The 20969-nt window shown below is 72.0% G+C and carries 16 protein-coding genes; 6 read left to right on the top strand and 10 right to left on the bottom strand.

Annotated features, from left to right (window positions below; all coding sequences use genetic code 11):
* Positions 1 to 289: 289 nt before the first annotated feature.
* From ABIE45_RS22065 to gltX, 3 genes are all read right to left on the bottom strand, one after another.
* Positions 290 to 1153 carry a DNA-3-methyladenine glycosylase 2 family protein gene (locus tag ABIE45_RS22065; protein ID WP_192708476.1) on the bottom strand — a complete coding sequence of 288 codons (864 nt, stop codon included), beginning with the start codon at positions 1151 to 1153 and terminating at the stop codon, positions 290 to 292.
* Positions 1154 to 1233: 80 nt separating this feature from the next.
* Positions 1234 to 2523: a citrate synthase gene (gltA, locus tag ABIE45_RS22060; protein WP_192708322.1), complete on the bottom strand. Its 1290-nt coding sequence runs from the start codon at positions 2521 to 2523 to the stop codon at positions 1234 to 1236.
* 380 nt (positions 2524 to 2903) lie between these two features.
* Entirely contained in the window at positions 2904 to 4331 is a 1428-nt protein-coding gene (gene gltX, locus ABIE45_RS22055) for a glutamate--tRNA ligase (RefSeq protein WP_192708323.1), read from the bottom strand.
* Positions 4332 to 4504: 173 nt separating this feature from the next.
* On the opposite strand from gltX, the gene ABIE45_RS22050 reads away from it, so the two are divergent.
* The gene (locus ABIE45_RS22050; RefSeq protein WP_192708324.1) at positions 4505 to 6787 is read left to right on the top strand and encodes a ComEC/Rec2 family competence protein; all 2283 of its coding nucleotides are present in this window, start codon (positions 4505 to 4507) and stop codon (positions 6785 to 6787) included.
* Here the strand turns inward: ABIE45_RS22050 and lexA are convergent.
* The gene (gene lexA / locus ABIE45_RS22045) at positions 6781 to 7503 is read right to left on the bottom strand and encodes a transcriptional repressor LexA (RefSeq protein ID WP_192708325.1); all 723 of its coding nucleotides are present in this window, start codon (positions 7501 to 7503) and stop codon (positions 6781 to 6783) included. The genes ABIE45_RS22050 and lexA overlap by 7 nt on opposite strands.
* A 236-nt stretch (positions 7504 to 7739) precedes the next feature.
* Here lexA and ABIE45_RS22040 point away from each other — a divergent pair, with 236 nt between their 5' ends.
* Positions 7740 to 8210: a hypothetical protein gene (locus tag ABIE45_RS22040; RefSeq protein WP_192708326.1), complete on the top strand. Its 471-nt coding sequence runs from the start codon at positions 7740 to 7742 to the stop codon at positions 8208 to 8210.
* 18 nt (positions 8211 to 8228) lie between these two features.
* On the opposite strand, the gene ABIE45_RS22035 is transcribed toward ABIE45_RS22040, so the two are convergent.
* Entirely contained in the window at positions 8229 to 8444 is a 216-nt protein-coding gene (locus ABIE45_RS22035; protein ID WP_192708327.1) for a hypothetical protein, read from the bottom strand.
* A 79-nt stretch (positions 8445 to 8523) separates the two neighbouring features.
* On the opposite strand from ABIE45_RS22035, the gene ABIE45_RS22030 reads away from it, so the two are divergent.
* Positions 8524 to 9765 (top strand): divalent metal cation transporter, encoded by a 1242-nt coding sequence (locus ABIE45_RS22030; protein ID WP_192708328.1) that lies wholly within the window; start codon positions 8524 to 8526, stop codon positions 9763 to 9765.
* A gap of 62 nt (positions 9766 to 9827) precedes the next feature.
* Positions 9828 to 10367 (top strand): formaldehyde-activating enzyme, encoded by a 540-nt coding sequence (gene fae / locus ABIE45_RS22025; protein ID WP_020092273.1) that lies wholly within the window; start codon positions 9828 to 9830, stop codon positions 10365 to 10367.
* 39 nt (positions 10368 to 10406) lie between these two features.
* Here fae and ABIE45_RS22020 read toward each other — a convergent pair whose 3' ends face one another.
* Genes ABIE45_RS22020 through ABIE45_RS22005 form a run of 4 tightly spaced genes read right to left on the bottom strand, consistent with a single transcriptional unit; the run spans position 10407 to position 16789 of the window.
* Positions 10407 to 10871: a hypothetical protein gene (locus tag ABIE45_RS22020; protein ID WP_192708329.1), complete on the bottom strand. Its 465-nt coding sequence runs from the start codon at positions 10869 to 10871 to the stop codon at positions 10407 to 10409.
* A gap of 44 nt (positions 10872 to 10915) precedes the next feature.
* Positions 10916 to 14209 carry an error-prone DNA polymerase gene (locus ABIE45_RS22015; RefSeq protein ID WP_192708330.1) on the bottom strand — a complete coding sequence of 1098 codons (3294 nt, stop codon included), beginning with the start codon at positions 14207 to 14209 and terminating at the stop codon, positions 10916 to 10918.
* Entirely contained in the window at positions 14206 to 16083 is a 1878-nt protein-coding gene (locus ABIE45_RS22010) for a DNA polymerase Y family protein (protein ID WP_210331747.1), read from the bottom strand. The genes ABIE45_RS22015 and ABIE45_RS22010 overlap by 4 nt, the downstream gene beginning before the upstream one ends.
* A complete protein-coding gene (locus ABIE45_RS22005; protein WP_192708331.1) occupies positions 16010 to 16789 on the bottom strand; it encodes an ImuA family protein in 780 nt (259 codons plus the stop codon). The genes ABIE45_RS22010 and ABIE45_RS22005 overlap by 74 nt, the downstream gene beginning before the upstream one ends.
* Before the next feature lie 231 nt (positions 16790 to 17020).
* Between ABIE45_RS22005 and ABIE45_RS22000 the strand changes: the two genes are divergently transcribed.
* Positions 17021 to 17866: a collagen-like protein gene (locus ABIE45_RS22000; RefSeq protein ID WP_192708332.1), complete on the top strand. Its 846-nt coding sequence runs from the start codon at positions 17021 to 17023 to the stop codon at positions 17864 to 17866.
* 9 nt (positions 17867 to 17875) lie between these two features.
* Here ABIE45_RS22000 and ABIE45_RS21995 read toward each other — a convergent pair whose 3' ends face one another.
* Positions 17876 to 19093, bottom strand: coding sequence for a TIGR03862 family flavoprotein (locus ABIE45_RS21995; protein ID WP_192708478.1), 1218 nt, complete (start codon positions 19091 to 19093; stop codon positions 17876 to 17878).
* 349 nt (positions 19094 to 19442) lie between these two features.
* Here ABIE45_RS21995 and ABIE45_RS21990 point away from each other — a divergent pair, with 349 nt between their 5' ends.
* On the top strand, positions 19443 to 20969 hold the full coding sequence (locus ABIE45_RS21990) for an MDR family MFS transporter (RefSeq protein ID WP_192708333.1): 1527 nt from the start codon (positions 19443 to 19445) through the stop codon (positions 20967 to 20969).

Here is a 20969-nt window from a genome sequence, read left to right as displayed (position 1 = left end):
CACCCCAATGTATGGCGCCACGCATAATCCAGCAAAGTACCATCGTAACGAGTACGGGCGCGAAGTGCGGACGGTCCGATCGGGCGGTCGATATGCACGGCGCGAAGCCGCCCAGGGCAAAGATCGCCACGGCAAGGCCGTTGGCATAAGTGGCGGAGAATTTGATGCGCTCATTCGCGACAAGCTTGTCGCGCGCGTCCTCGTCCACGTCCGACATCAACCAAGCCCCCCGGCTGGCCCTCAAATTAATCCGGCCTCGCCATGCGGGAAAGGAAGCCTACCGCCCGCCTCACCGCCCCTTCACGACCGCCTCATCCGCCGCCCAGAGGTGCTGTGCCGCGTAGGCCCGGAATGGCCGCCACGCCTGGGCCCGAGCCAGGAGCGCAGCCGCGGTCGGACGCCCGGTGCCGCTTTCCAGCGCCCGCGACAGCCCGACATCACCCACCGGCAGGGCATCGGGCAGCTTGAGCGCCCGCATGGCGATGTACTGCGCCGTCCAGGGACCGATCCCGCGGATCGCCGTGAAGCGGAGCACCGCGGCCTCCAGCGACTCGGCCGGGACGAACAGGTCCGGGTCGGCCAGCGCCGCCGCGGCCAGCGCCCGGATCGCCGCGCCACGGGCCCGCGGCATGTTGAGCGCCAGGGCGACATCCGCCTCGACCAGGTCCGCCGGCGCGGGAAAGACGTGGGTCAGGCCGCCCATCGGCTCCGCGAGGGGTGCGCCGAACGCCGCCACCAGCTTGCCGGCCAGCCCAATCGCGGCCGCCACCGACACCTGCTGGCCGAGGATCGCCCGACAGCCGGTCTCGAACGGGTCCCACGCCCCCGGCAGGCGCAATCCCGGCCGCGCGGCGACGAGCGGGGCCAGGACCGGATCCCCGGCGAGGCAGGTCGCGATGGCGCCGGGATCGGCGTCGCAGTCGAACAGGCGGCGCAGGCGCCCGCCGACAGCTTCGGCGTGCGCGGCCTCGACGCCGCGCAGCGCGACGTGCAGGCAATCCGCGCCGGGCGCCACCGTCAGGAGCCCGTGCCGCCCCGCGACGCTGATCGTGCGCGCGTAGGCCGCGGGATCCGTCGTCTCGACGCCCGGGATCGCCCGCTTGGCCAGGAATGCGCGGATCGCCGCCCAGTCGTAGGGCGGTCGATAGGACAGGCGGAGCGCGTTCGCCTCCGCAAATACGAAGGGCGGCCTCTCGGCCGCCCCGCTGGTCGCGTCCCGCGACAGGTCCCGCCTCAGCCGCGCTGGTCCACCGCCACGTAGTCGCGCTGCGCCGGCCCCACGTAGAGCTGGCGCGGGCGGCCGATCTTCTGTGACGGGTCCTCGATCATCTCGGCCCACTGGGCGATCCAGCCGACCGTGCGGGCCACCGCGAACAGCACGGTGAACATGTCGGTCGGGAAACCCATCGCCTTGAGGGTGATGCCCGAGTAGAAATCGATGTTCGGGTAGAGCTTCTTCTCGATGAAGTACTCGTCCTTGAGGGCGATCTGCTCCAGCTCCATGGCGACGTGGAGCAGCGGATCGTCGGTCTTGCCGAGCTCCTTCAGCACCTGGTGGGTGGTGCTCTGCATGATCCGGGCGCGCGGGTCGTAGTTCTTGTAGACCCGGTGGCCGAAGCCCATCAGGCGGAACGGGTCGTTCTTGTCCTTGGCCTTGGCGACGTACTTCCCGACGTTCTCCGGGGTGCCGATCTCCATCAGCATCTTGAGCGCCGCCTCGTTGGCGCCGCCATGGGCCGGGCCCCACAGGCAGGCGATGCCGGCCGCGATGCAGGCGAAGGGGTTGGCGCCGGATGAGCCTGCGAGCCGCACCGTCGAGGTCGACGCGTTCTGCTCGTGGTCGGCGTGCAGGATGAAGATCTTGTCGAGCGCCCGGGCGAAAACCGGGTTCACCTCGTACTCCTCGCACGGCACCGCGTAGCACATGCGCAGGAAGTTCGACGTGTAGTCGAGGTCGTTCTTCGGATACACGAACGGCTGGCCGATCGAGTACTTGTAGGCCATCGCGGCGAGCGTCGGCATCTTGGCGATCATGCGGATCGACGCGATCAGCCGCTGGCTCTCGTCCGTGATGTCGGTCGAGTCGTGGTAGAAGGCCGAGAGGGCGCCCACCGAGGCGACCATGACGGCCATCGGGTGCGCGTCGCGGCGGAAGCCGGTGAAGAACCGGTTCATCTGGTCGTGCACCATGGTGTGGCGCGTGACCCGGTACTCGAAGTCGGCCCGCTGGGCGGCGGTCGGCAGGGCGCCGAACAGCATCAGGTAGCAGGTCTCGAGGAAGTCGCCCTTCTCGGCGAGCTGCTCGATCGGGTAGCCGCGGTAGAGCAGCACGCCCTCGTCACCGTCGATGTAGGTGATCTTCGATTCGCACGAAGCGGTCGAGGTGAAGCCCGGGTCGAAGGTGAAGGCGCCGGTCTGGGCGTAGAGCTTGCCGATATCGATCACGTCCGGCCCGATCGTGCCGGTTTTCACCGGCAGTTCGATCGACTTGCCGTCCACGGTGATGGTGCTGGGTGCGCTCATGGATCGTGGACCCTTCTCTGGCGACGTGGCGGATGCCGGCCTCGGGCTCCCCTGAGTCGGTCCGGGGGGCCTGAGCACCACGCATTATGCTGCGGGTGCTCACAGGCATGGGTTACCCAAACGGCACTGCAGCAGCAACGGGGTCGGTGACAACCGGACCCCGACGCCAAGCAAATTCCACCAAGCGAAATCCGGGCCGGGGCGCAGGGTTCCCGGGCACGTATGGAGACCGGGCTGCAGGCTCGCGGCGGCGCGGCCGATTGCGGCACGCAACAACCGCGCCGTTCGTCCGGAGTGCCGTCTTTGAGCCCTGCTGGGCGCGGCTTGGTTCTCGTTTCGGGGGCATGCGGCGCAGGCGTCATCCCACCCGCCCGCTCACCTCAGCCCTGCGGCGCCTGATCGCCGAGGCGCGCGAGGGTCTCGTCCCGACCGAGCACCGCCATCACGTCGAACAGGGGCGGGGAGGTGGTGCGGCCGGTGAGCGCCGCGCGCAGGGGCTGGGCCACCTGCCCGAGCTTGCAGCCGGCCTTCTCGGCGTACTGACGCACCGCGTCCTCGGTCGACGCCGCGCTCCACGCAGGCAGGGCCTCGAGCGCCGGGCGCACGCCGGCGAGCCGCGCGCGGCCCTCGTCGGTGAGGAGGGCGCGGGCCTTGTCGTCCAGCGCCAGGGGGCGCTGCGCGTACAGGTAATAGGCGCTGTCGAGGAGCTCGATCAGCGTCTTCGCCCGCTCCTTCAGCCCCGGCATGGCCTGGATGAGCTTGTCCTTGAGATCGGGCTGCAGCGGCGCCGACAGGCCGCGCTCGGCGCCGACATTCGGCAGGATGGTCTCGATCGCCGCCACGAGGTCGGAATCGGCACTGGTGCGGATGTAGAGGCCGTTGAGGTTGGCGAGCTTGGCGAAATCGAACCGCGCCGCGGAGCGCCCGACCGATCCGAGGCCGAAGGCCGCGATCATCTCGTCCGTCGAGAAGACTTCCTGGTCGCCGTGGCTCCAGCCCAGCCGCACGAGGTAGTTGCGCAGGGCCGCCGGCAGGTAGCCGAGATCGCGGTAGGCCTCGACGCCCAGTGCACCGTGGCGCTTCGAGAGCTTGGCCCCATCGGCCCCGTGGATCAGCGGGATATGGGCCATCCGGGGAATGTCCCAGCCGAGCGCCGAGAAGATCTGGCTCTGGCGGGCCGCGTTGGTGAGGTGGTCGTCGCCGCGGATGATCTGCGTGACGCCCATGTCGTGGTCATCGACCACGACGGCGAGCATGTAGGTCGGTGTCCCGTCCGAGCGCAGGAGGACGAGATCGTCGAGGTCCTTGTTGGCCCAGGTCACCCGGCCCTGGACGGCGTCCTCGACCACGGTCTCGCCCTCGACCGGCGCGCGCAGGCGGATCACCGGCTTCACCCCGGCGGGCGCCTCGGACGGGTCGCGGTCGCGCCAGCGGCCGTCATAGCGGGGCGCGCGGCCCTCCGCGCGGGCGGTCTCGCGCATCTGCGTGAGTTCCTCGGCGGTGGCGTAGCAATGATAGGCGCGGCCGGCGGCCAGCAGTTCCTCGGCGACGGCACGATGGCGCTCGGCGCGGGCGAACTGGAAGACCACGTCGCCGTCCCAGTCGAGGCCGAGCCACGTGAGTCCGTCGAGGATCGCGTCGATCGCGCCCTTGGTGGAGCGCTCCCGGTCAGTGTCCTCGATGCGCAGCAGCATCGTGCCGCCGGTGTGGCGGGCGTAGAGCCAGTTGAACAACGCCGTGCGGGCCCCGCCGATATGGAGGTAGCCGGTGGGCGAGGGGGCGAAGCGCGTGACGACGGCTGAGGACATCGGTCCGGTGTGTTCGGGGGCGGGTCGCGGAGCGGAGGCGGAGAGCGGCGAGGGCTCGACACGGCGCCCGTAGCACGAAGCACCGGCTGTAGCACGAGGCCGGCAGTGCGTTAAGAATCGTCGGAGGAATCGCTCGACCGTCCGCACAGGTCGCGCGGATCGGGGCGGCGGCAATGCGGCGGATCGGCGCGAGGGCAGCGGGGAGCGCGGTGGCGCTGCCGGGCCCGCGCGCCCTGGCCCGGCCGGCGATCGGTGCCTGGATCGCCGGGGGCCTCCGCCGGGAAGCCGAGCAGCGCCGCCTGTTCCCCTGGCTGGCGGTGGCCTTCGGCACCGGGATCCTGGTCTATTTCGCGGCCGTCGACGGCACGCCGGTCCTGGCCGCACCGCTGGCCGGGGCGGCGCTCGCGGTGGCGCCGATCCCGTTTCTCGGCGCGCGACCGGCGGCGCTGGCGCTCGCCCTCGCGGTGGCGGCCGGCTTTCTCGGCTTCGCGGCGGCAACCTGGCGGGTCTCGCAGGTGGCCGCCCCGATCCTCGCCCGGACCACGATCGGGCCGCTCACCGGGATGATCGAGGCCCTGGACGAGCGCGAGGTCGGAGCCCGGCTGATCGTCCGGGTCGAGACCTTCGCGGGCCTCGCGCCGGATCGGCGGCCCGCCCGCGTGCGGGTCTCGTTCCGCAAGGCGCCGGCCCTGCGGCCTGGAGATGTCATCACCGCCACCGCGCGTCTGCTGCCGCCGCCCGAAGCGGCCCGCCCTGGCGGCTACGACTTCGCCCGGGACGCCTATTTCCAGGGGATCGGCGCGGTGGGTTCGCTGCTCGGCGCGATCCGGATCGAGACGCCGTCGGTCGCACCGCCCCTGCGCCTCAGGCTCGCCGCCATGCTGGACGAGGCCCGCAATGCGCTCACCCGGCGGATCGCCCAGGCCGAGGGCGGCCAGGCGGGCGCGGTGGCGGCGGCCCTGGTGACCGGCAAGCGCGGCCTGATCGGCCCGGCGACCAACGACGCACTGCGCGCCGCCGGCATCTACCACGTGGTCTCGATCTCGGGGCTGCACATGGTGCTGGCCGCGGGCGTGGTGTTCTGGCTGGTGCGCGCGGCCCTGGCGCTGATCCCCCATTGCGCGCTGGTCTGGCCGATCAAGAAGATCGCGGCCGGCCTCGCGATGATCGGGGTCACTGCCTACTGTGCCTTCTCGGGCTGGGACATCGCCGCCGAGCGCTCGCTGATCATGACCCTGATCATGCTGGGCGCGATCCTGGTGGACCGGCCGGCCCTGTCGATGCGCAATCTCGCGCTCGCCGCGCTGATCGCTCTGGCCCGCGAGCCCGAGGGTCTGCTCGGCCCGAGCTTCCAGATGTCATTCGGCGCGGTGGCGGGGCTGATCGCCTGCGCGCGGCTGATCGACGGACGGCTGTTCGTGCGCCCCGGGGCGGGACGGATCGGGCGGATCGTCGGCACCGGCCTGTCGGCGGTCACCGGCACGCTGGCGACGACCCTGGTGGCGCAGATCGCCACCGCCCCCTTCGCCACCTACCATTTCCAGACAATCCAGCCGTTCGGGCTGATCGGCAATGCGCTGACGCTGCCTCTGGTCTCCCTGGTGGTGATGCCCTCCGCGGTGATCGGGATCCTCGCCTATCCGTTGGCCCTCGACCGGCCGATCTGGTGGCTCATGGGCCAGGCAGTCGGCGAGATGCTGGCGATCTCCGAATGGATCGCCGGGTTCGAGCGGGCAACGCTGGTGCTGCCGGCGTTCGGAACCGGGGCGCTGGGATTGCTCACGGCCGGGCTGCTGCTGGCGACGCTCCCGGTCTCGCGGCTGCGCTGGCTCGCCCTACCGCCGCTCCTGCTCGGCCTCGGCCTCGCGGCCCTGCCGGAGCGCTACGATCTCTACATCGACCGGCAGGGCGGAGGCGCCGCGGTGCGGGGTCCCGACGGGCGCCTTTCGGCGCTCGGACATCCCTCCGGCTTCGTCCTGGAACAATGGCTGAGGGCGGACGGCGATAACCGCACACCCGAGCAGCGGAGCCGCCCGTCCGCGGGCGGGCGCTGCGACCGGCTCGGCTGCACCGCGATCCTGCCGGACGGCCGGGCGGTCGCCCTGGTTCGCGACCGGCGCGCCTTCCCGGAGGATTGCGCCCGGGCCACCGTGCTGATCACGGGCCTTGCGGCGCCCCCGACCTGCACGGGCCCGCTCATCATCGACCGCCGCTTCCTCGCCAGCCACGGGGCCGTGGCCCTGCGCGCCGGACCGGACGGCTTCGCGATACAGGGCGCCCGGACCGATCAGCGGACGGTCCCCTGGCGGGCCCGCGCGGTGCCCGGCCCAGCCGCCGCTGCGCGGACCGGGACGGATCCTCCTGCGGACGCCTCCGGAGGGATGGCCGCGTCGGAGAGCGATCCGACAGGCGCCAACCCGGCTCCGGACGACGCGCCGGCCGCCCCGCTTCAGTAGCGGCGGACGAGGCTGACGAGCCGACCCTGGATCTGGACCCTGTCGGGACCGAGGACGCGGGTCTCGTAGGCCGGGTTGGCGGCTTCCAGGGCGATCGAGGAGCCGCGGCGGCGCAGGCGCTTGAGCGTCGCCTCCTCGTCGTCGATCAGGGCCACGATGATGTCGCCGGTGTTGGCGGTGTCCTGCTTGCGGATCACCACGAGGTCGCCGTCGAGGATGCCGGCCTCCACCATCGAGTCGCCGCGCACCTCCAGGGCGTAGTGCTCGCCGCCGGCCAGGAAGTCGGGCGAGAGGGTGATGGCGTGGCTCTGGTTCTGGATCGCCGAGACCGGTGTACCGGCCGCGATCCGGCCCATGACGGGGATCGACACGGCGCGGCCGGCCTCGTCGATCATGCGGGCATTGGCGGGCAGCGGCGGCTGCTTGGACTTGCCGCCCTCGACCACGCTCGGCGTGAAGCGGCGCGGCTCCGCCGGCGCCGCGGCAGCCGGGGACGTCAGGCTCTCGGGAATGCGGATCACCTCGATGGCCCGCGCCCGGTTCGGAAGGCGCCGCAGGAAGCCGCGCTCCTCCAGAGCCGTGATCAGACGATGGATGCCCGATTTCGACTTGAGATCGAGCGCATCCTTCATCTCGTCGAAGGAGGGGGGAACGCCGCATTCCTGCATGCGACTCTGGATGAATCGCAGGAGGTCCAGCTGCTTGCGCGTGAGCATCGAAGGGGGCCTCGCGGCTTGGCGGACCGCCTCGGGACGGTCTCGGAAACAAATCACGAACAGGTTAAACGTTCCGCAAGTGTTCCGCAAGCGTTATACGGCCACGCTTCTGCTGGCGCCGCGCTCCGAGGCAGAAACGAATTGACGGCGCAAGCGGAGCCGTTTCAATGCACCCACACGCCGCCGGACAGGGCGGCGGAGCCGGGGCGGGCTGAGATCGGGCTGGGATGACGAGGATGCGACGACCCGCGGCTCTGCTGCCTCCCGCCTTGACGGCCGTGACTCTGGCCTCCCTCGGTCTGGCGCTCGCGGGCTGCACCACGGGGTTCTCATACATCTCACGCAACTACGTCGCGCTCACCCCGCAGGTGGTCACGATCGGCTGCAAGGAGCCCTATGAGGTCTACGACAACCGGCAGCTGCGCCGGATGCTCATCGTCTCCAATGCTCTGCGTGAATATGCCGGCTGCAACCTGAGCGAGGTCCGGATCGATCCCGAGCCGGCGGCGACCCGGGTGAAGCGCTTCCGCACCGCCGCCCGCACCTATCTCGACGAGACCGTGCGGGAAGATTGCCGGATTACCGGCGAGACCGTGTTCGATCCGCTGAAGACCGAGTTCGCCTACGCGTGCGACGCGCCGATCGAGAAGCGGGGCACGGTGGTGCCGCGCCTTCCGGGTCGCAACCCGGGCCTCGGCCCGCGCTGATCCGTCGGCGGCGGGCTCTCAAACGCCCGGCTTCGGAAAAGTCCGTTCCGCCGCATCTCCGGCGGCGGCCAGCAGCGCGCGGGCAAAGGCCCGAGCCTCCGCCCGGTCGAGCACGATCGCGGCGGTGACCGGACCTCCACCCAGGTCGGACAGGGCGAGTTCCAGACGCACCCCATCGGGCACGGCGCTCGCCTGAAGGCTCCAGCCGGAGCTTCGATCCGCGCTCTCCACCATCTCACGTTACTCCCGCCTGCCCGGGAAAACGCCGCAGGCGCCCGCCGGAACCGGCCGTGCCCGGGCCTGTTCCCGAGCCGTGCCAAGCGCTTCCCTGCCTCGCCTGAACGCGTTCCTCAAGACCGCGGGCCCCGGACTCGTCGTGATGCTCGCCGACACGGATGTCGGCAGCCTGATCACGGCGGCCCAGAGCGGCGCACGCTGGGGCTACTCGCTGCTGCTCCTGCAGATCCTGCTGGTGCCGATTCTCTACGTCGTTCAGGAGCTGACGGTGCGGCTCGGCACCGCCACCGGCCGCGGCCACGGCGAGCTGATCCGGGCGCATTACGGGCCGGTCTGGGCCTGGATCTCCTACGGCGGCCTCGTGGTGGCCGGGATCGGCGCCATCGTGACGGAATTCTCAGGCATTGCCGGCATCGGCGACCTGTTCGGGGTGCCCCGGCTGGTGAGCCTCGGACTGCCAGCGATCCTGCTGCTCGCGCTGGTCTTTACCGGGAGCTACCGGCGGGTCGAGGTGGTGGCGATCGTCGTCGGCCTGTTCGAGCTGGTCTTCATCGGCCTCGCCATCGCGGCGCGGCCGAACGTGGCCGAGATCGTCGCCTCCTTCGGGCACATGCCGCTCGGGGACGGCCAGTACCGGGTACTGATCGCCGCCAATATCGGCGCGGTGATCATGCCGTGGATGATCTTCTACCAGCAATCGGCAATCGTCGACAAAGGTCTCGGCTGGGACCACGCCCGGAGTTCGCGGCTCGACACGCTCGTGGGTGCCGTGATCTCGCAATGCGTGATGGGGGCGATTCTGATCGCGGCGGCCGCCACGATCGGCAAGGCCGGCCAGGGCACGAAGGACGGACTCCAGACCGTCGGTGACCTCGCGAGCGCCTTCACGCCGGCCTTGGGGCCCTGGCTCGGGCAGGTGGTGTTCGGGGTCGGCATCACCGCGGCGGCCTTCGTGGCGCTCAATGTCGTGGCGCTGGCGCTGGCCTGGGGCTTCGGCGACGTGACGGGCAAGCCGCATTCCCTTGCGCAGTCGCCCCGGGAGGCGCCGGCCTTCTACGGCGCCTTCGCTCTCGTGGTCGCCGCGGGCGCCTTCGCCGTGCAGCTCGTGCCGAACCTCGTGGCGCTCAACATCGCCGTGGAGGTGATGAACGCCCTGCTCCTGCCCCTGGCGCTCGGCCTGCTGATCCTGCTCGCCACCCGGGCCTTGCCCGACGGACAGCGCGTGGCAGGGGCTTACAAGTGGGTGGTCTACATCATCTCCGGCGTGACGATCGCCTTCGCGCTGGTCGGCGTGCTCGACGGGGTCGGTCTGCTCTGAGGCGATTGACGCAAGCCCTCCGATGATGTCTCCCGCGGGCTCCGATCAGGTGGAGTTCGAACATGCAAGAGATCTGGTTCCGCACGGGCGAGGCCACGGTGCTGGCGGCCGAGGGCCAGTACACCGACGCCATGCCGGAGGTGCTGATCGGCTCGGTGCGCGGTCCCGTCGGCCAGGCCTTCGCCTCGATGATGGGGCAGGTCCAGGGCCACACGCGGATGTTCGTGGTCCGCGACCTCAACCAGCTCGTGCGCCCCGCCACGATGATGACCACCAAGGTCACGATCCACACGGCCGAATATGCCGAGCTCCTCGGCGGCGTGGTCCAGGCCGCCACTGGCGACGCGATCGTGGACTGCATCATCGAGGGCATCCTGCCGAAGGACGGGCTCGACGAGCTGTGCATGATCATCATGATCTGGCTCGATCAGCGCTGCGCCGAGGACGACAACCTCGACCAGAAGGACCTCTACCGGACCAACTACGAGGCCACGAAGCTCGCCATCGCCCGCGCCCTCAAGGGCGAGCCGACGGTGGACGAGCTGATCGCCAACCGGAAGACGGTGAAGCACTACGCGCTCGACGGCGTGATCGAGTACTGATCAGGCCCGCGCCACGCATCCTGCCGGCTCAGGTCCGCCTCATCCCGGCGGGATGCGCCCCACCGAGCAGAGGGTCCGCATCGTGCTGCTGCCCGGGTCGGTGTAGCAGGAGGCCGACCAGCCGTTCTGCTGGATGAACGACTTGCGCCGCTCCGCCAGCGAGGTCCGGTAGGCGTTGGTGATGATCGGCTCGACGGTGGCGGCGGACTCGCCGATCAGGATCTCCGAGGCCACCGACAGATCGCGGAAGAAGGTCGCCGAGGGGGCGGGCTCGGCGGAGGTCGCCTGAACGATCGGCTCGGCCCGGCAGGTGACGTCGAACTTGATCGGGCCGGCCATGCGGATGTCGATGCTCGGGCCGGCGCGCTTGCCGACCTTGCCGCCGATCGCGCCGGCGATCTGGCGGGTGAGGTCGTCGCAGCTGTCGGCCCGGGCGGCCTCCGCCAGGAGGGGCAGGGCCGCGCAGGCGGCGAGGAGAAGGCGCGGAACGGCGAAGCTCGACATCCCCGCACTCTACGCGCGGCGCGGGGCCTGTCGAGGGGCGCCCCTCAGTGGAAATCCCGGCTTCGATACACGCGCCGGTCCGGGGGCACGCCGAAATCCGTGGTCTCGGGCGGCAGCTTCAGGCCGGCCTCGCGCAGGTCGCGGAGCGATGCGGTGAGGTCGCGAAACCCCTCTGCCACGAGGTGGACCACCCCGTCCGCCCGCTGGATCCGGCCGCGCACGGCGAGGAACCGGGCCTGCATGGCGGCCCGGCGGTTGGCTTCGAACACCGCCTTCCAGACGATCACGTTGGCGATACCGGTCTCGTCCTCCAGGGTCAGGAAGACCACGCCCTTGGCGGTGCCCGGCCGCTGGCGGATCAGCACGAGCCCCGCCACCGTGACCCGCGCTCCCTGGCGCAGGGCCGGGTCGAGATGGGCCCGGGCCGGGATCGCGCCGATCCGGGCGAGGCGCCCCCGGAAGAACGCGACCGGGTGCCCCTGCAGGGACAGGCCCGTGGCGGCGTAATCCTCGGCCACCGCCTCGGACGGGGCCAGGGACGGCAGCTCCACCGCCGGCTCGTGCCGGAACAGGCCGTCATCGGCGTGCCAGGCGAAGAGCGGCAGCGGCGCGTCCAGCAGATGGGCCCGGCGTGCGCTGCCATCGGCCTTCGCGGCCTTGCGGGCCGAGGTCCCTTCCAGGGTGCGAACCATCCACAGGGCGGCACGCCGGTCGAGGCCGAGCGAGCGGAACGCATCGGCCTCGGCCAGGCGCTCCAGGGTGTTGCGGGGCAGGGCGAGGGCGGCCTGAAGGCCTTCGATGCTGGCGTATCCGTTGGCCCGCAGCCGCACGAGCCGGCGCATCGCGGCCTCCGGCAGGCCGCGCACCACGCGCAGGCCGATCCGCACGGCGTGCAGCGCCGGATTCCCGGCCGGCTCCAGGGTGCAGTCCCAGTCGCTGGCGTTGACGCAGACGCCCCGCACCTCGACCCCGTGGGCCCGCGCGTCGCGCACCAGCTGGGCCGGCTGGTAGAAGCCCATCGGCTGGGCGTTGAGGATCGCGGCCAGGAAGACGTCGGGGTGCCGGCACTTCATCCAGGCCGAGGCGTAGACGAGCAGCGCGAAGCTCGCCGCGTGGCTCTCCGGGAAGCCGTAGGTCGAGAAGCCGCGGATCTGGGCGAAGCAGCGCTCGGCGAAGTCCGTCGGGTAGCCCCGGCGGGTCATCCCGCCGACGAACTTCTTCGCGAAGCCGCCGATCGAGCCGACATGGCGGAAGGTCGCCATCGCCCGGCGCAGGCCGTCGGCCTCGGCCGGGGTGAAGCCCGCCGCCGTGATGGCGATCTGCATGGCGTGCTCCTGGAACAGCGGCACCCCGTAGGTCTTCTGCAGGACCTCCTTCAGCTCGTCCGCCGGGCCGTGATCCGGATGCGGCGCGGGGTACTCCACCGGGTCGATCCCGGAGCGGCGGCGCAGGTAGGGATGGACCATGTCGCCCTGGATCGGGCCGGGGCGCACGATCGCGACCTGCACCACGAGGTCGTAGAACTCCTTGGGCTTCAGGCGCGGCAGCATCGACATCTGTGCCCGGCTCTCGACCTGGAACACGCCGACGGAATCGGCCTTCGCCAGCATCGCGTAGGTCTCGGGATCCTCCTGCGGCAGGTCGGCCAGGGTCGCGTAGAAGGTGCCGTGATCCTTCTCCAGAAAATCGAGGCCGCGCTTGAGGCAGGTCAGCATGCCGAGGGCCAGCACGTCGACCTTCATCAGGCCGATCGCGTCGATGTCGTCCTTGTCCCACTCGATGAAGGTGCGGTCCGCCATGGCGCCGTTGCCCACCGGCACGGTCTCGTCGAGGCGCCCGCGGGTCAGCACGAAGCCGCCGACATGCTGCGACAGGTGGCGGGGGAAGCCGATCAGTTGGTGGGCCAGATCGAGCGCCTGCCGGATCGCGGGGTTCTCCGGGTCGAGGCCGGCCTCGCGGACGTGCTGGTCCGGCATGCCGGTACCCCAGGAACCCCAGACCGTGTCGGCGATCGCCGCGGTCACGTCCTCGGTCAGGCCCAGGACCTTGCCGACCTCGCGGATCGCCATGCGCGGACGGTAGTGGATCACGGTGGCGCAGAGGGCGGCGCGCTCGCGGCCGTAGCGGGCGTAGAGGTGCTGGATCACCTCCTCGCGGCGCTCGTGCTCGAAATCGACATCGATGTCGGGGGGCTCGCCGCGATTCTCCGAGATGAAGCGGGCGAAGAGCAGTCGGTGCTTCGACGGGTCCACCGCGGTGATGCCGAGGCAGAAGCACACGGCGGAATTGGCCGCCGAGCCCCGGCCCTGGCAGAGGATGCCCTGTCCGCGGGCGAACTCGACCACGTCGAACAGGGTCAGGAAGTAGCGGGCGTAGTTCATCGTCGCGATGAGACGCAGCTCGTCACGCAGCGTCTTCGCGACCGAATCCGGGATGTCGCCGGCATAGCGCCAGCGCGCCCGCTCCCAGGTCTTCTCCTCCAGATATTCCTGCGGCGTGCGCCCGGGGGGCACAGGCTCTTCCGGATACTCGTAATGCAGCTGCGACAGGCTGAAGCCGCAAGCCTCGGCGATCTCGACGGTGCGGGCGAGCGCTTCAGGATAATCGGCGAACAGCCGCGCCATCTCGGCGCCGGGCTTGAGGTGGCGCTCGGCGTTGGCCTCCAGGCGGTAGCCGGCGTCCTCGATCCGGCAGCCTTCGCGGATGCAGGTGACCACGTCCTGCAACGGGCGCCTTTCGGGATGGTGGTAGAGCGCGTCCGAGACCGCGACCATCGGGGCGCCCGAGGCCGCGCCGAGCTCCGCGAACAGCCCCAGGCGCCGCCGCTCGTCGCCGCGCCGCGTGTGGCTCGCGCCGAGAAAGGTCCGGCCCGGCGCCGCGGCGGCGAGCGCCTCCAGCCGCGCCCGAAAACCCTCCGGCAGGCGCCGCGCCGGGGGCATGGCGATGAACATCTGCCCCTCGGCAGCCTCAAGCAACTCGGCGAAGGAGAAGCGGCAGTCGCCCTTGCGGACACGGCGGTTGCCGAGCGTGAGCAGCCGGCACAGGCGGCCCCAGGCCGCCCGGTCCATCGGGTAGGTGACGGCCTCGAACCCCTCCTCGGTGACGAGGCGCACCCCCGGCAGAACCCGGATCTTCGGGCCCTCCGCTTCGAGCGCCCGCGCTGCCGCGTGCGCCCGCACAACGCCGGCCACGGTGTTGCGATCGGCGATGCCGATGGCCCTGAGTCCGTAGGAAGCCGCCTGCACCACGAATTCCTGCGGGTGCGCGGCGCCGTGCAGGAAGGAGAAGTTCGTGGTGACGGCGAGTTCGGCGTAGGGGACGTTTTCCGGGCCGCTCACGCGAACAGCCCGTGGACGTACCACGCGGCCGGTCGGTCGGGCGCGTGCGGGCCGTCGCGGTAGAGCCAGAGCCGGTGCCCGGCCTCGCACTCGATGCGGTAGTAGTCGCGGTCTTTTCCGGGCTCGCGCCACCATTCGGCGGCGATCCGCTCCGGCCCCTCGGCATGGGTGACCTGGTGGATCTGCGCGCGCCAGCGGAAGCGCCGGGGCGGACCCTCCGGGATGGTCGAGAGCACGTCGCAGGCGGCCTCGCCCCGGGGGAACAGCACCAGGGGGCGGGGCGGGAGGTGGTCGGGCCAGGGGGAGGGGATAGCAGGCGCCTTCCCTGCCACCTCTGCGCAGCGATGTTCACCCATCTCGGTCGGGCGCCGACCTTGGTGAGGGAGCGCGACCGGCCCCCTCTCCCGTGCGGGAGAGGGTTGGGGTGAGGGCCGAGAAGGCACAGAACGGCGCACGCCATCAACGCACTGACTAGGCGCGCCTTTTCCGGACAATTCTCGACCCTCACCCTGTCCCTCTCCCGCACGGGAGAGGGGACCTGTGAGCGATCCTGACGCCGCCCTGCCGGCCCCGATGTTGGAATCCACCAGTCCCGCGGCGGCAGAGGGGGGAAGGAGACGCGCCCGCGGCCGGCCGACGCCTTGATCGGCCGACGAACCGTGCCCCTCTCCGGCAACCCAGACGCGGCCCCGGTCGGCCCGCTCCGGCAGATGGCTCGCCCGCGGCTCGAGCCGGAGCAGCGCCCGCCCGAGACGCTGTGCCAGGGAGTCGGCCAGGTAGCCGACCCCGTCGCCCGCGGCTTCCGCATCGAATTCCGTCTGACGGGCCGACATGACCCCCGTCACCGTCACGGCGAGCGCCACGGTCTCGAAGCCGAAGCCGGCATCGAGGGCGGAGCCCAGCCGGTCGAGGCGCAGGGAAACGAGGGCGGCGACCCGCTCAGGATCGCGCTCGGGTCGGGACAGGCCGAGATCGAGGGCGCGCACCGCGCCGTCGACCCGGTGCAGGGCGAGGCGCAGGGCGCAGGCGCCGAGGCCGTCCCGTTCCAGCCCGGGGGCGATCTCGGCCATCAGGTCCCGGGCGGTCCGGACGATGTCCGATTGACGGCCGATCGGGTCGAGGAAGCCGCGGGCGGCGGCGTGCGCGGCGGCATCCGACAGGGGCGCCAGCGGCTCGGGACGGCGCGCCAGGGCCTGGTCGAGGCGCAGCAGCAGGGTCTCGCCGAAGCGGCGGGCGAGGGGGCCGCGGGGCAGGGCGTCGAGCGCGCCGACCCGGCGCAGGCCGAGCCGCCGGAGACCCGCGGCCATGTCGGGATCGAGGCGCAGGGCCTCCACGGGCAGGTCTCGCAGGGCCTCGGCAGCGTCGCCCGGCGGAACGACGATCCGGTCGGCCACGCCATGGCGGGCCAGCGCGAAGGCGGCGCCGGGCGTGTCGGCGAGGGCGATCCGCGCCGGGATGTTCCCGCGCGCGAGCCGGGCGGCGAGATCCGCGACGAGGTTCGCCTCGCCGCCGCGCAGGTGGCTCGCCCCAGCGACGTCGATGTAAAGCCCGTCCGCCGCCTCGGCCGGCCCGAACGGCGCCACGAGGGGCGCGTAGGCCGAGGCCCAGCGGCAGAGCCGGAGCAGGGAGTCCCGGTCGGCGGCCGGGTCGGCAGGGTAAACCTGGAGCGGCACGCCGATCCGCGCCCGGACCCGGCCGAGGGGCTCGCCGGGGTTCAGGCCCAGGGCGCGGGCCTCCGGATCGAGGGCCACGAGCCGCAGGCCGCCAGGGCCGTCGGCCGCCACCGCCAGCGGGCCCCGCTCAGGCGCGAGACCGGCCCGTCGCAGCCGCGTCACCGGCCAGTGGCTCAGGCAGATGCAGACGATGCGCGGCATGGTCCCACTCCAGAAGCCAGTCGCCGCCGCGCCCGTTGCGGCAGCGTTCGAGCCGCGCCCGCCAGCGCGGCCGGTCGAGGGTGCCGAACCGGTCCCGCGCCGCGGGCGCCGCGGCGATACGCCAGCGGGTTGCGGCCCCGTTGGGCAGCCCGGCGGGTGCCGGCCGCAGGATCAGCAGGAGCGGCGGCGCGGATCCTTCCGCGGCGAGTTGCAGGCGCCGGCCCGGCTTCAGCGGCATCCCGTCCCGCAGGAGGCCGATCAGGGCCGTGAGCGCCCGCGCGTGCAGGGCCGCCTCCAGGGCGCGGAACACCTCGGCATCGCTGCCGGCCTCCAGAAGCAGCAGACGGCCAGGGTCGAGGCCGAGCCCGGCCAGGCCGTGCCCGTAGGGCAAGGGCTGGCCGGGCGCGGCGGCGATCAGCGCCTCGCCCGGCTCCAGGGCGAGATGGCGAGCGCAGAGCGCCAGGGCGAAGCCCAGGGCCGCGATCGCGTCCGCGGGCTCGGCCGGCGCGATCTCGTGGGGTGGCCCGAGGACGAGGCCGCCGCCGGGCAGGTGCGTATCGAGGGCGGGCAGGCCCAGAGGCAGGACCGGGCGTCGGTCCCGGCCGTCGACCGGCGGTGCGAGGCGCGCCCGCAGGGCCGCCAGCCGCTCTCGGGACTCGCTGCGCGCGGGCTGCCGCTCGGCTTCGTCCGCAGGGTCCAGCCCCATCTCCGTCGGCTCCGATCATGCTGGACGATAGGAACATAACAGGAACGCAAACAAACCGTTTCCGGGCGGTCGCGGAATCGCGCACCGCCGCAGGGGCTTGGCCTGTGGATGGCTGTGGACGCGTGTGGAATCACCGCGACGAGCGGTTTCGACGGCCACGGTTGACCCCAACCGTGGCGCGAGACCAATAGGCGGCCGCCGCGTGCGTGACGCGGTCGATATGGACCGCGCATGCGCCCAGCCCTCGCCCTGATGATCCTGCTCACCCTGTCGGGGGCAGCGCTCGGCCAGCAGCCGGATCCGCCGGGGGCCGCAGGCCTGGACCCGGCCGCCGCGCGGTCGCGCCCGGCCCGACCGAAGATGCGGCGCCCGCAGGTCCCCAGCCAGCCGATCATGGTCTACGACGCGCGGATCGAGGCCGGTGACCTGCGCATCTCCGGCTCGGTGCGCAAGCCGGGCGCGATCGTGGTGATGGACGACGACATCTCGATTCAGGCCGATCGGCGCGGACGCTTCACCTTCCGGCTGCCCTACCGGCCATCGACCTGCGTGGTGACGCTGAAATCCGATCCGGACGAGCGGGAGGCCGCCATCGCGAACTGCGCCCCCGAGGGTCCTCCGGGACCGCTCGGCCCTCAGGGGGCCGCGGGGCCGCCCGGCGAGACCGGCCCCAAAGGTGATCAGGGTCCGAAGGGCGATCAAGGACCCAAGGGTGAGACGGGGCCTCAGGGCGAGACCGGCGCGAAGGGAGATGCCGGTCCTCAGGGTCCGGCCGGTCCGCAGGGCGCACCGGGTCCGAAGGGTGAGCCGGGAACCCCGGGCCTCCAGGGGCCCCCGGGTTCCAGAGGCCAAGCCGGACCGCAGGGGGGGCCGGGCCCGAAGGGCGAAGCCGCGGCCTCCACGCTGCGGCCGGTGCGCAAGCCCGACTGCGCGGGCGGCTGCACGATCACCTGCGAGGCCGGCGAGACGCTCGTCACCGCCCATTGCCTCAAGGCCGGCACGCCGGTCTACGACGGGGAGGGCGCCAGTTGCCCGGCCGAGGCTTCGGGGATCGTCGGCTTCTGCACGCGGCCCTGAGACGAGGCCTCAGCCGCCGGTGTCGCGCAGCCAGTCGCACATCCCGGCGGCGGCCGCGCGGCCGCCCGCGAAGGCGCCCTGGAGCAGGTAGCCGCCAGTCGGGGCCTCCCAGTCGAGCATCTCGCCGGCCAGGAACAGGCCGGGATGGTCGCGCAGCATGGACCGCCCGTCGAGGGCCTCAAGCCGGACCCCGCCCGCCGTCGAGATCGCCCGCTCGATCGGCGCGGACGCGGTGAGGGTGAGCGGCGCGGCCTTGATCAGCCGGGCGAGCGCCCCGGGATCCGCCGGAAGGGCGGCGCCGGCCGCCTCGCGCAGCAGCCCCGCCGCCACGGGGGCGAGGCCCGCGGCCTTGCGCAGCCGGGTCGCGGCCGAGTCCCCCGGCCGAGCGCCGGACAAGCGGCGGGTGAGGGCCTCCCGGGTCAGGTCCGGGCGGAGATCCACGACGAGCCGCGCGCTGCCCCCGGCCGCGATCGCCTCGCGCAGGGGGCGCGAGAGCGCGTAGATGGCCCCGCCCTCGAGGCCGGCTTCCGTGACTACGGCCTCGCCCCGCACCGTGGCGCCGTCGCAGGCGAGCGCGACCCGCTTCAGCGGCGCGCCGGAAAAGCGCTCCCGGAACAGGTCGGACCACGCCACAGCGAACCCGGCATTCGCCGGGCGCAGGGGCGCCACGGCCACGCCAAGTCCTTCGAGGAGCGGCACCCAGCGTCCGTCGGAGCCGAGCCGCGGCCAGCTCGCCCCGCCGAGCGCCAGGAGAGTCGCCCGCGGCCGGATCGCGAGGGGACCATCCGGCGTCTCGAACTGCAGCGCCTCGGCGATCCCCGTGAGCCGGTGGCGGGTACGGATCCGGACGCCGAGGCGGTCGAGACGCGCCAGCCACGCCCGCAGCAGCGGCGAGGCCTTGAAGCTCTGCGGGAAGACGCGCCCGCTCGACCCGACGAAGGTCGGCTCGCCGAGTTCCGCGCACCAAGCCCGCAAGGCCTCGGGGGGAAAGGCCGCGACGGCGGCGTCCAGGGCGCCCGCCGGATGATAACGCGCGAGGAAATCGGTCCGCGGCTCGCTGTGGGTGAGGTTGAGCCCGCCCCGGCCGGCGATCAGCAGCTTGCGGGCCACGGAGGGCATGCGCTCGTAGACAGTGACCGCGCGGCCGGCCTGCGCCAGCAGCTCGGCCGCCGCCAGACCGGCGGGACCGCCGCCCACGATGGCGATGTCTGTCGTGCAATCCGGCATCCGACCGGAGAGCGGCAGGCCGTGGGTCCCTGTCAAGGCGGATGGTCCGAAACGGCAGGCCCGCGCGTCACGATGTCGGGCCGCGCGACCTGCCCCGGACGAACCGCCTCCTGTGTCCGGTCCGTCCCGGCCGGAAGGAGCCGTGCGCTGCGCGCTCGGCAGGTTCCTCAACGACGCGATGGGAACTCAGGCGACCTGCAGATACGTTCTTCTCCGCTCTCCAGCTTGCGTAGATCGGTTATTCCCTCGATCGAGGGCCATCGACGCATCCCTTCTCGCTTGCCGCCCAGCATCGCCCTCCGCCGCGGATGGCGGGCCGGGTCTGCGGCCCGGACTGAGGTAGACACACGTGGGCAGCCCCATCGCCGTCCCCGGGATCCCCGCGCAGCCGGCTGCCCCCGCCCCGCAGGACCGCCTCAGCCACAGCGAGATCCGCGCGATCGTCTTCGGGCTGATGACCGCGATGCTGCTGGCGGCCCTCGACCAGACGATCGTGGCGACCGCGATGCCGACCATCGGGCTCGATCTCGGCGATGCCGCGAACCTCCCCTGGATCGTCACCGCCTACCTGCTGGCCTCCACGGCGGTGACCCCGCTCTACGGCAAGCTCAGCGACATCCACGGCCGGCGGATCATGCTGCTGATCGCCATCACGACCTTCGTGCTCGGGTCCGTCGCCTGCGCGCTCGCCCCCACGATGGTGACGCTGGCGCTCGCCCGAGGCCTCCAGGGTGTCGGCGGCGGCGGGCTGATCGCGCTGTCGCAGACGATCCTCGCCGACATCATGTCGCCCAAGGAGCGGGCGCGCTACCAAGTGGTGATCGCGGGGGTGTTCGTGACGGCCTCGGTGGCGGGGCCGCTGCTCGGGGGCTTCTTCGCCCAGCACCTGCACTGGTCGCTGATCTTCTGGATCAATCTGCCGATCGGCGTCCTCGCCTTCGCGCTGACCAACGCCAACCTGAAGCGCCTGCCGCGTCACGACCGCCAGCACCGGCTCGACTGGCCCGGGGCCGCCCTGATGGTCGCGGGCTCGATCGCCCTGCTGCTGGCCCTGAGCTGGGGCGGCGTGCGCTATCCCTGGACCTCCGCGCCTGTCCTCGGTCTCCTCGTCCTGGCGGCATTTCTGGGCGCCGGCTTCGCGGCGCGGCTCGCCACGGCGGCCGAGCCGCTGATCCCCACGGAGGTGCTCAGGAATCAAGTGGTCTACAGCGCGACCCTCGCCGCCTGCTTCGCCATGGGCACGTTCATCGGGCTCACGATCTACGTGCCGATCTTCCTCGAAGGGGTGATCGGATTGTCGGCGAGCGAGTCCGGCGTGGCGCTCGTGCCGCTGATGGTCGGCACCGTCACGGGCGCCACCCTGTCGGGCCGGTCGATGATCTATTTCCGGCACTACAAGCGCGTGCCGCTGGCAATGATGAGCATCAGCCTCGCCTGCTGCACGGTCATCGCGTGGCAGGGAAGGGCGCTGCCCTTCTGGCTGATGGAGCTGCTGTTCGCGCTGCTCTCCATGGGGATCGGGACGATCCTGCCGCTCTCCACCATCGCGATCCAGAACGCGGTGGCGCGGCACCAGCTTGGGATCGCCACCGCCTCCATGAACTTCTTCCGGTCCCTCGGCGGGGCGCTGATCGTGGCGGCCTTCGGCACGATCGTGCTCGGCGGCGCCGCGGATGGCGCAGGCGGGCACGACGTGGAGAGCCTGATCCGCGGCGCCGACCCGGCGCAGCTCGCCCTGACCTTCCGGTTCGTGTTCCTGGCCGCCTGCCTGGGACTCCTGCTGGCCTTCACGTTCCTGGCGCTCATGGAAGAGCGCCCCCTCGGCGAGCACAGCTCGCCGAGGATGGACGGTAGGAGGCCGGACAAGCCGGCCTGA

Origin of the sequence: Methylobacterium sp. OAE515 (assembly GCF_041806315.1) — a bacterium.
GTDB lineage: Bacteria > Pseudomonadota > Alphaproteobacteria > Rhizobiales > Beijerinckiaceae > Methylobacterium > Methylobacterium tardum.
The sequence above is the reverse complement of the archived record's forward strand: the minus strand, read 5'-3'. Positions and strand labels throughout refer to the sequence as shown.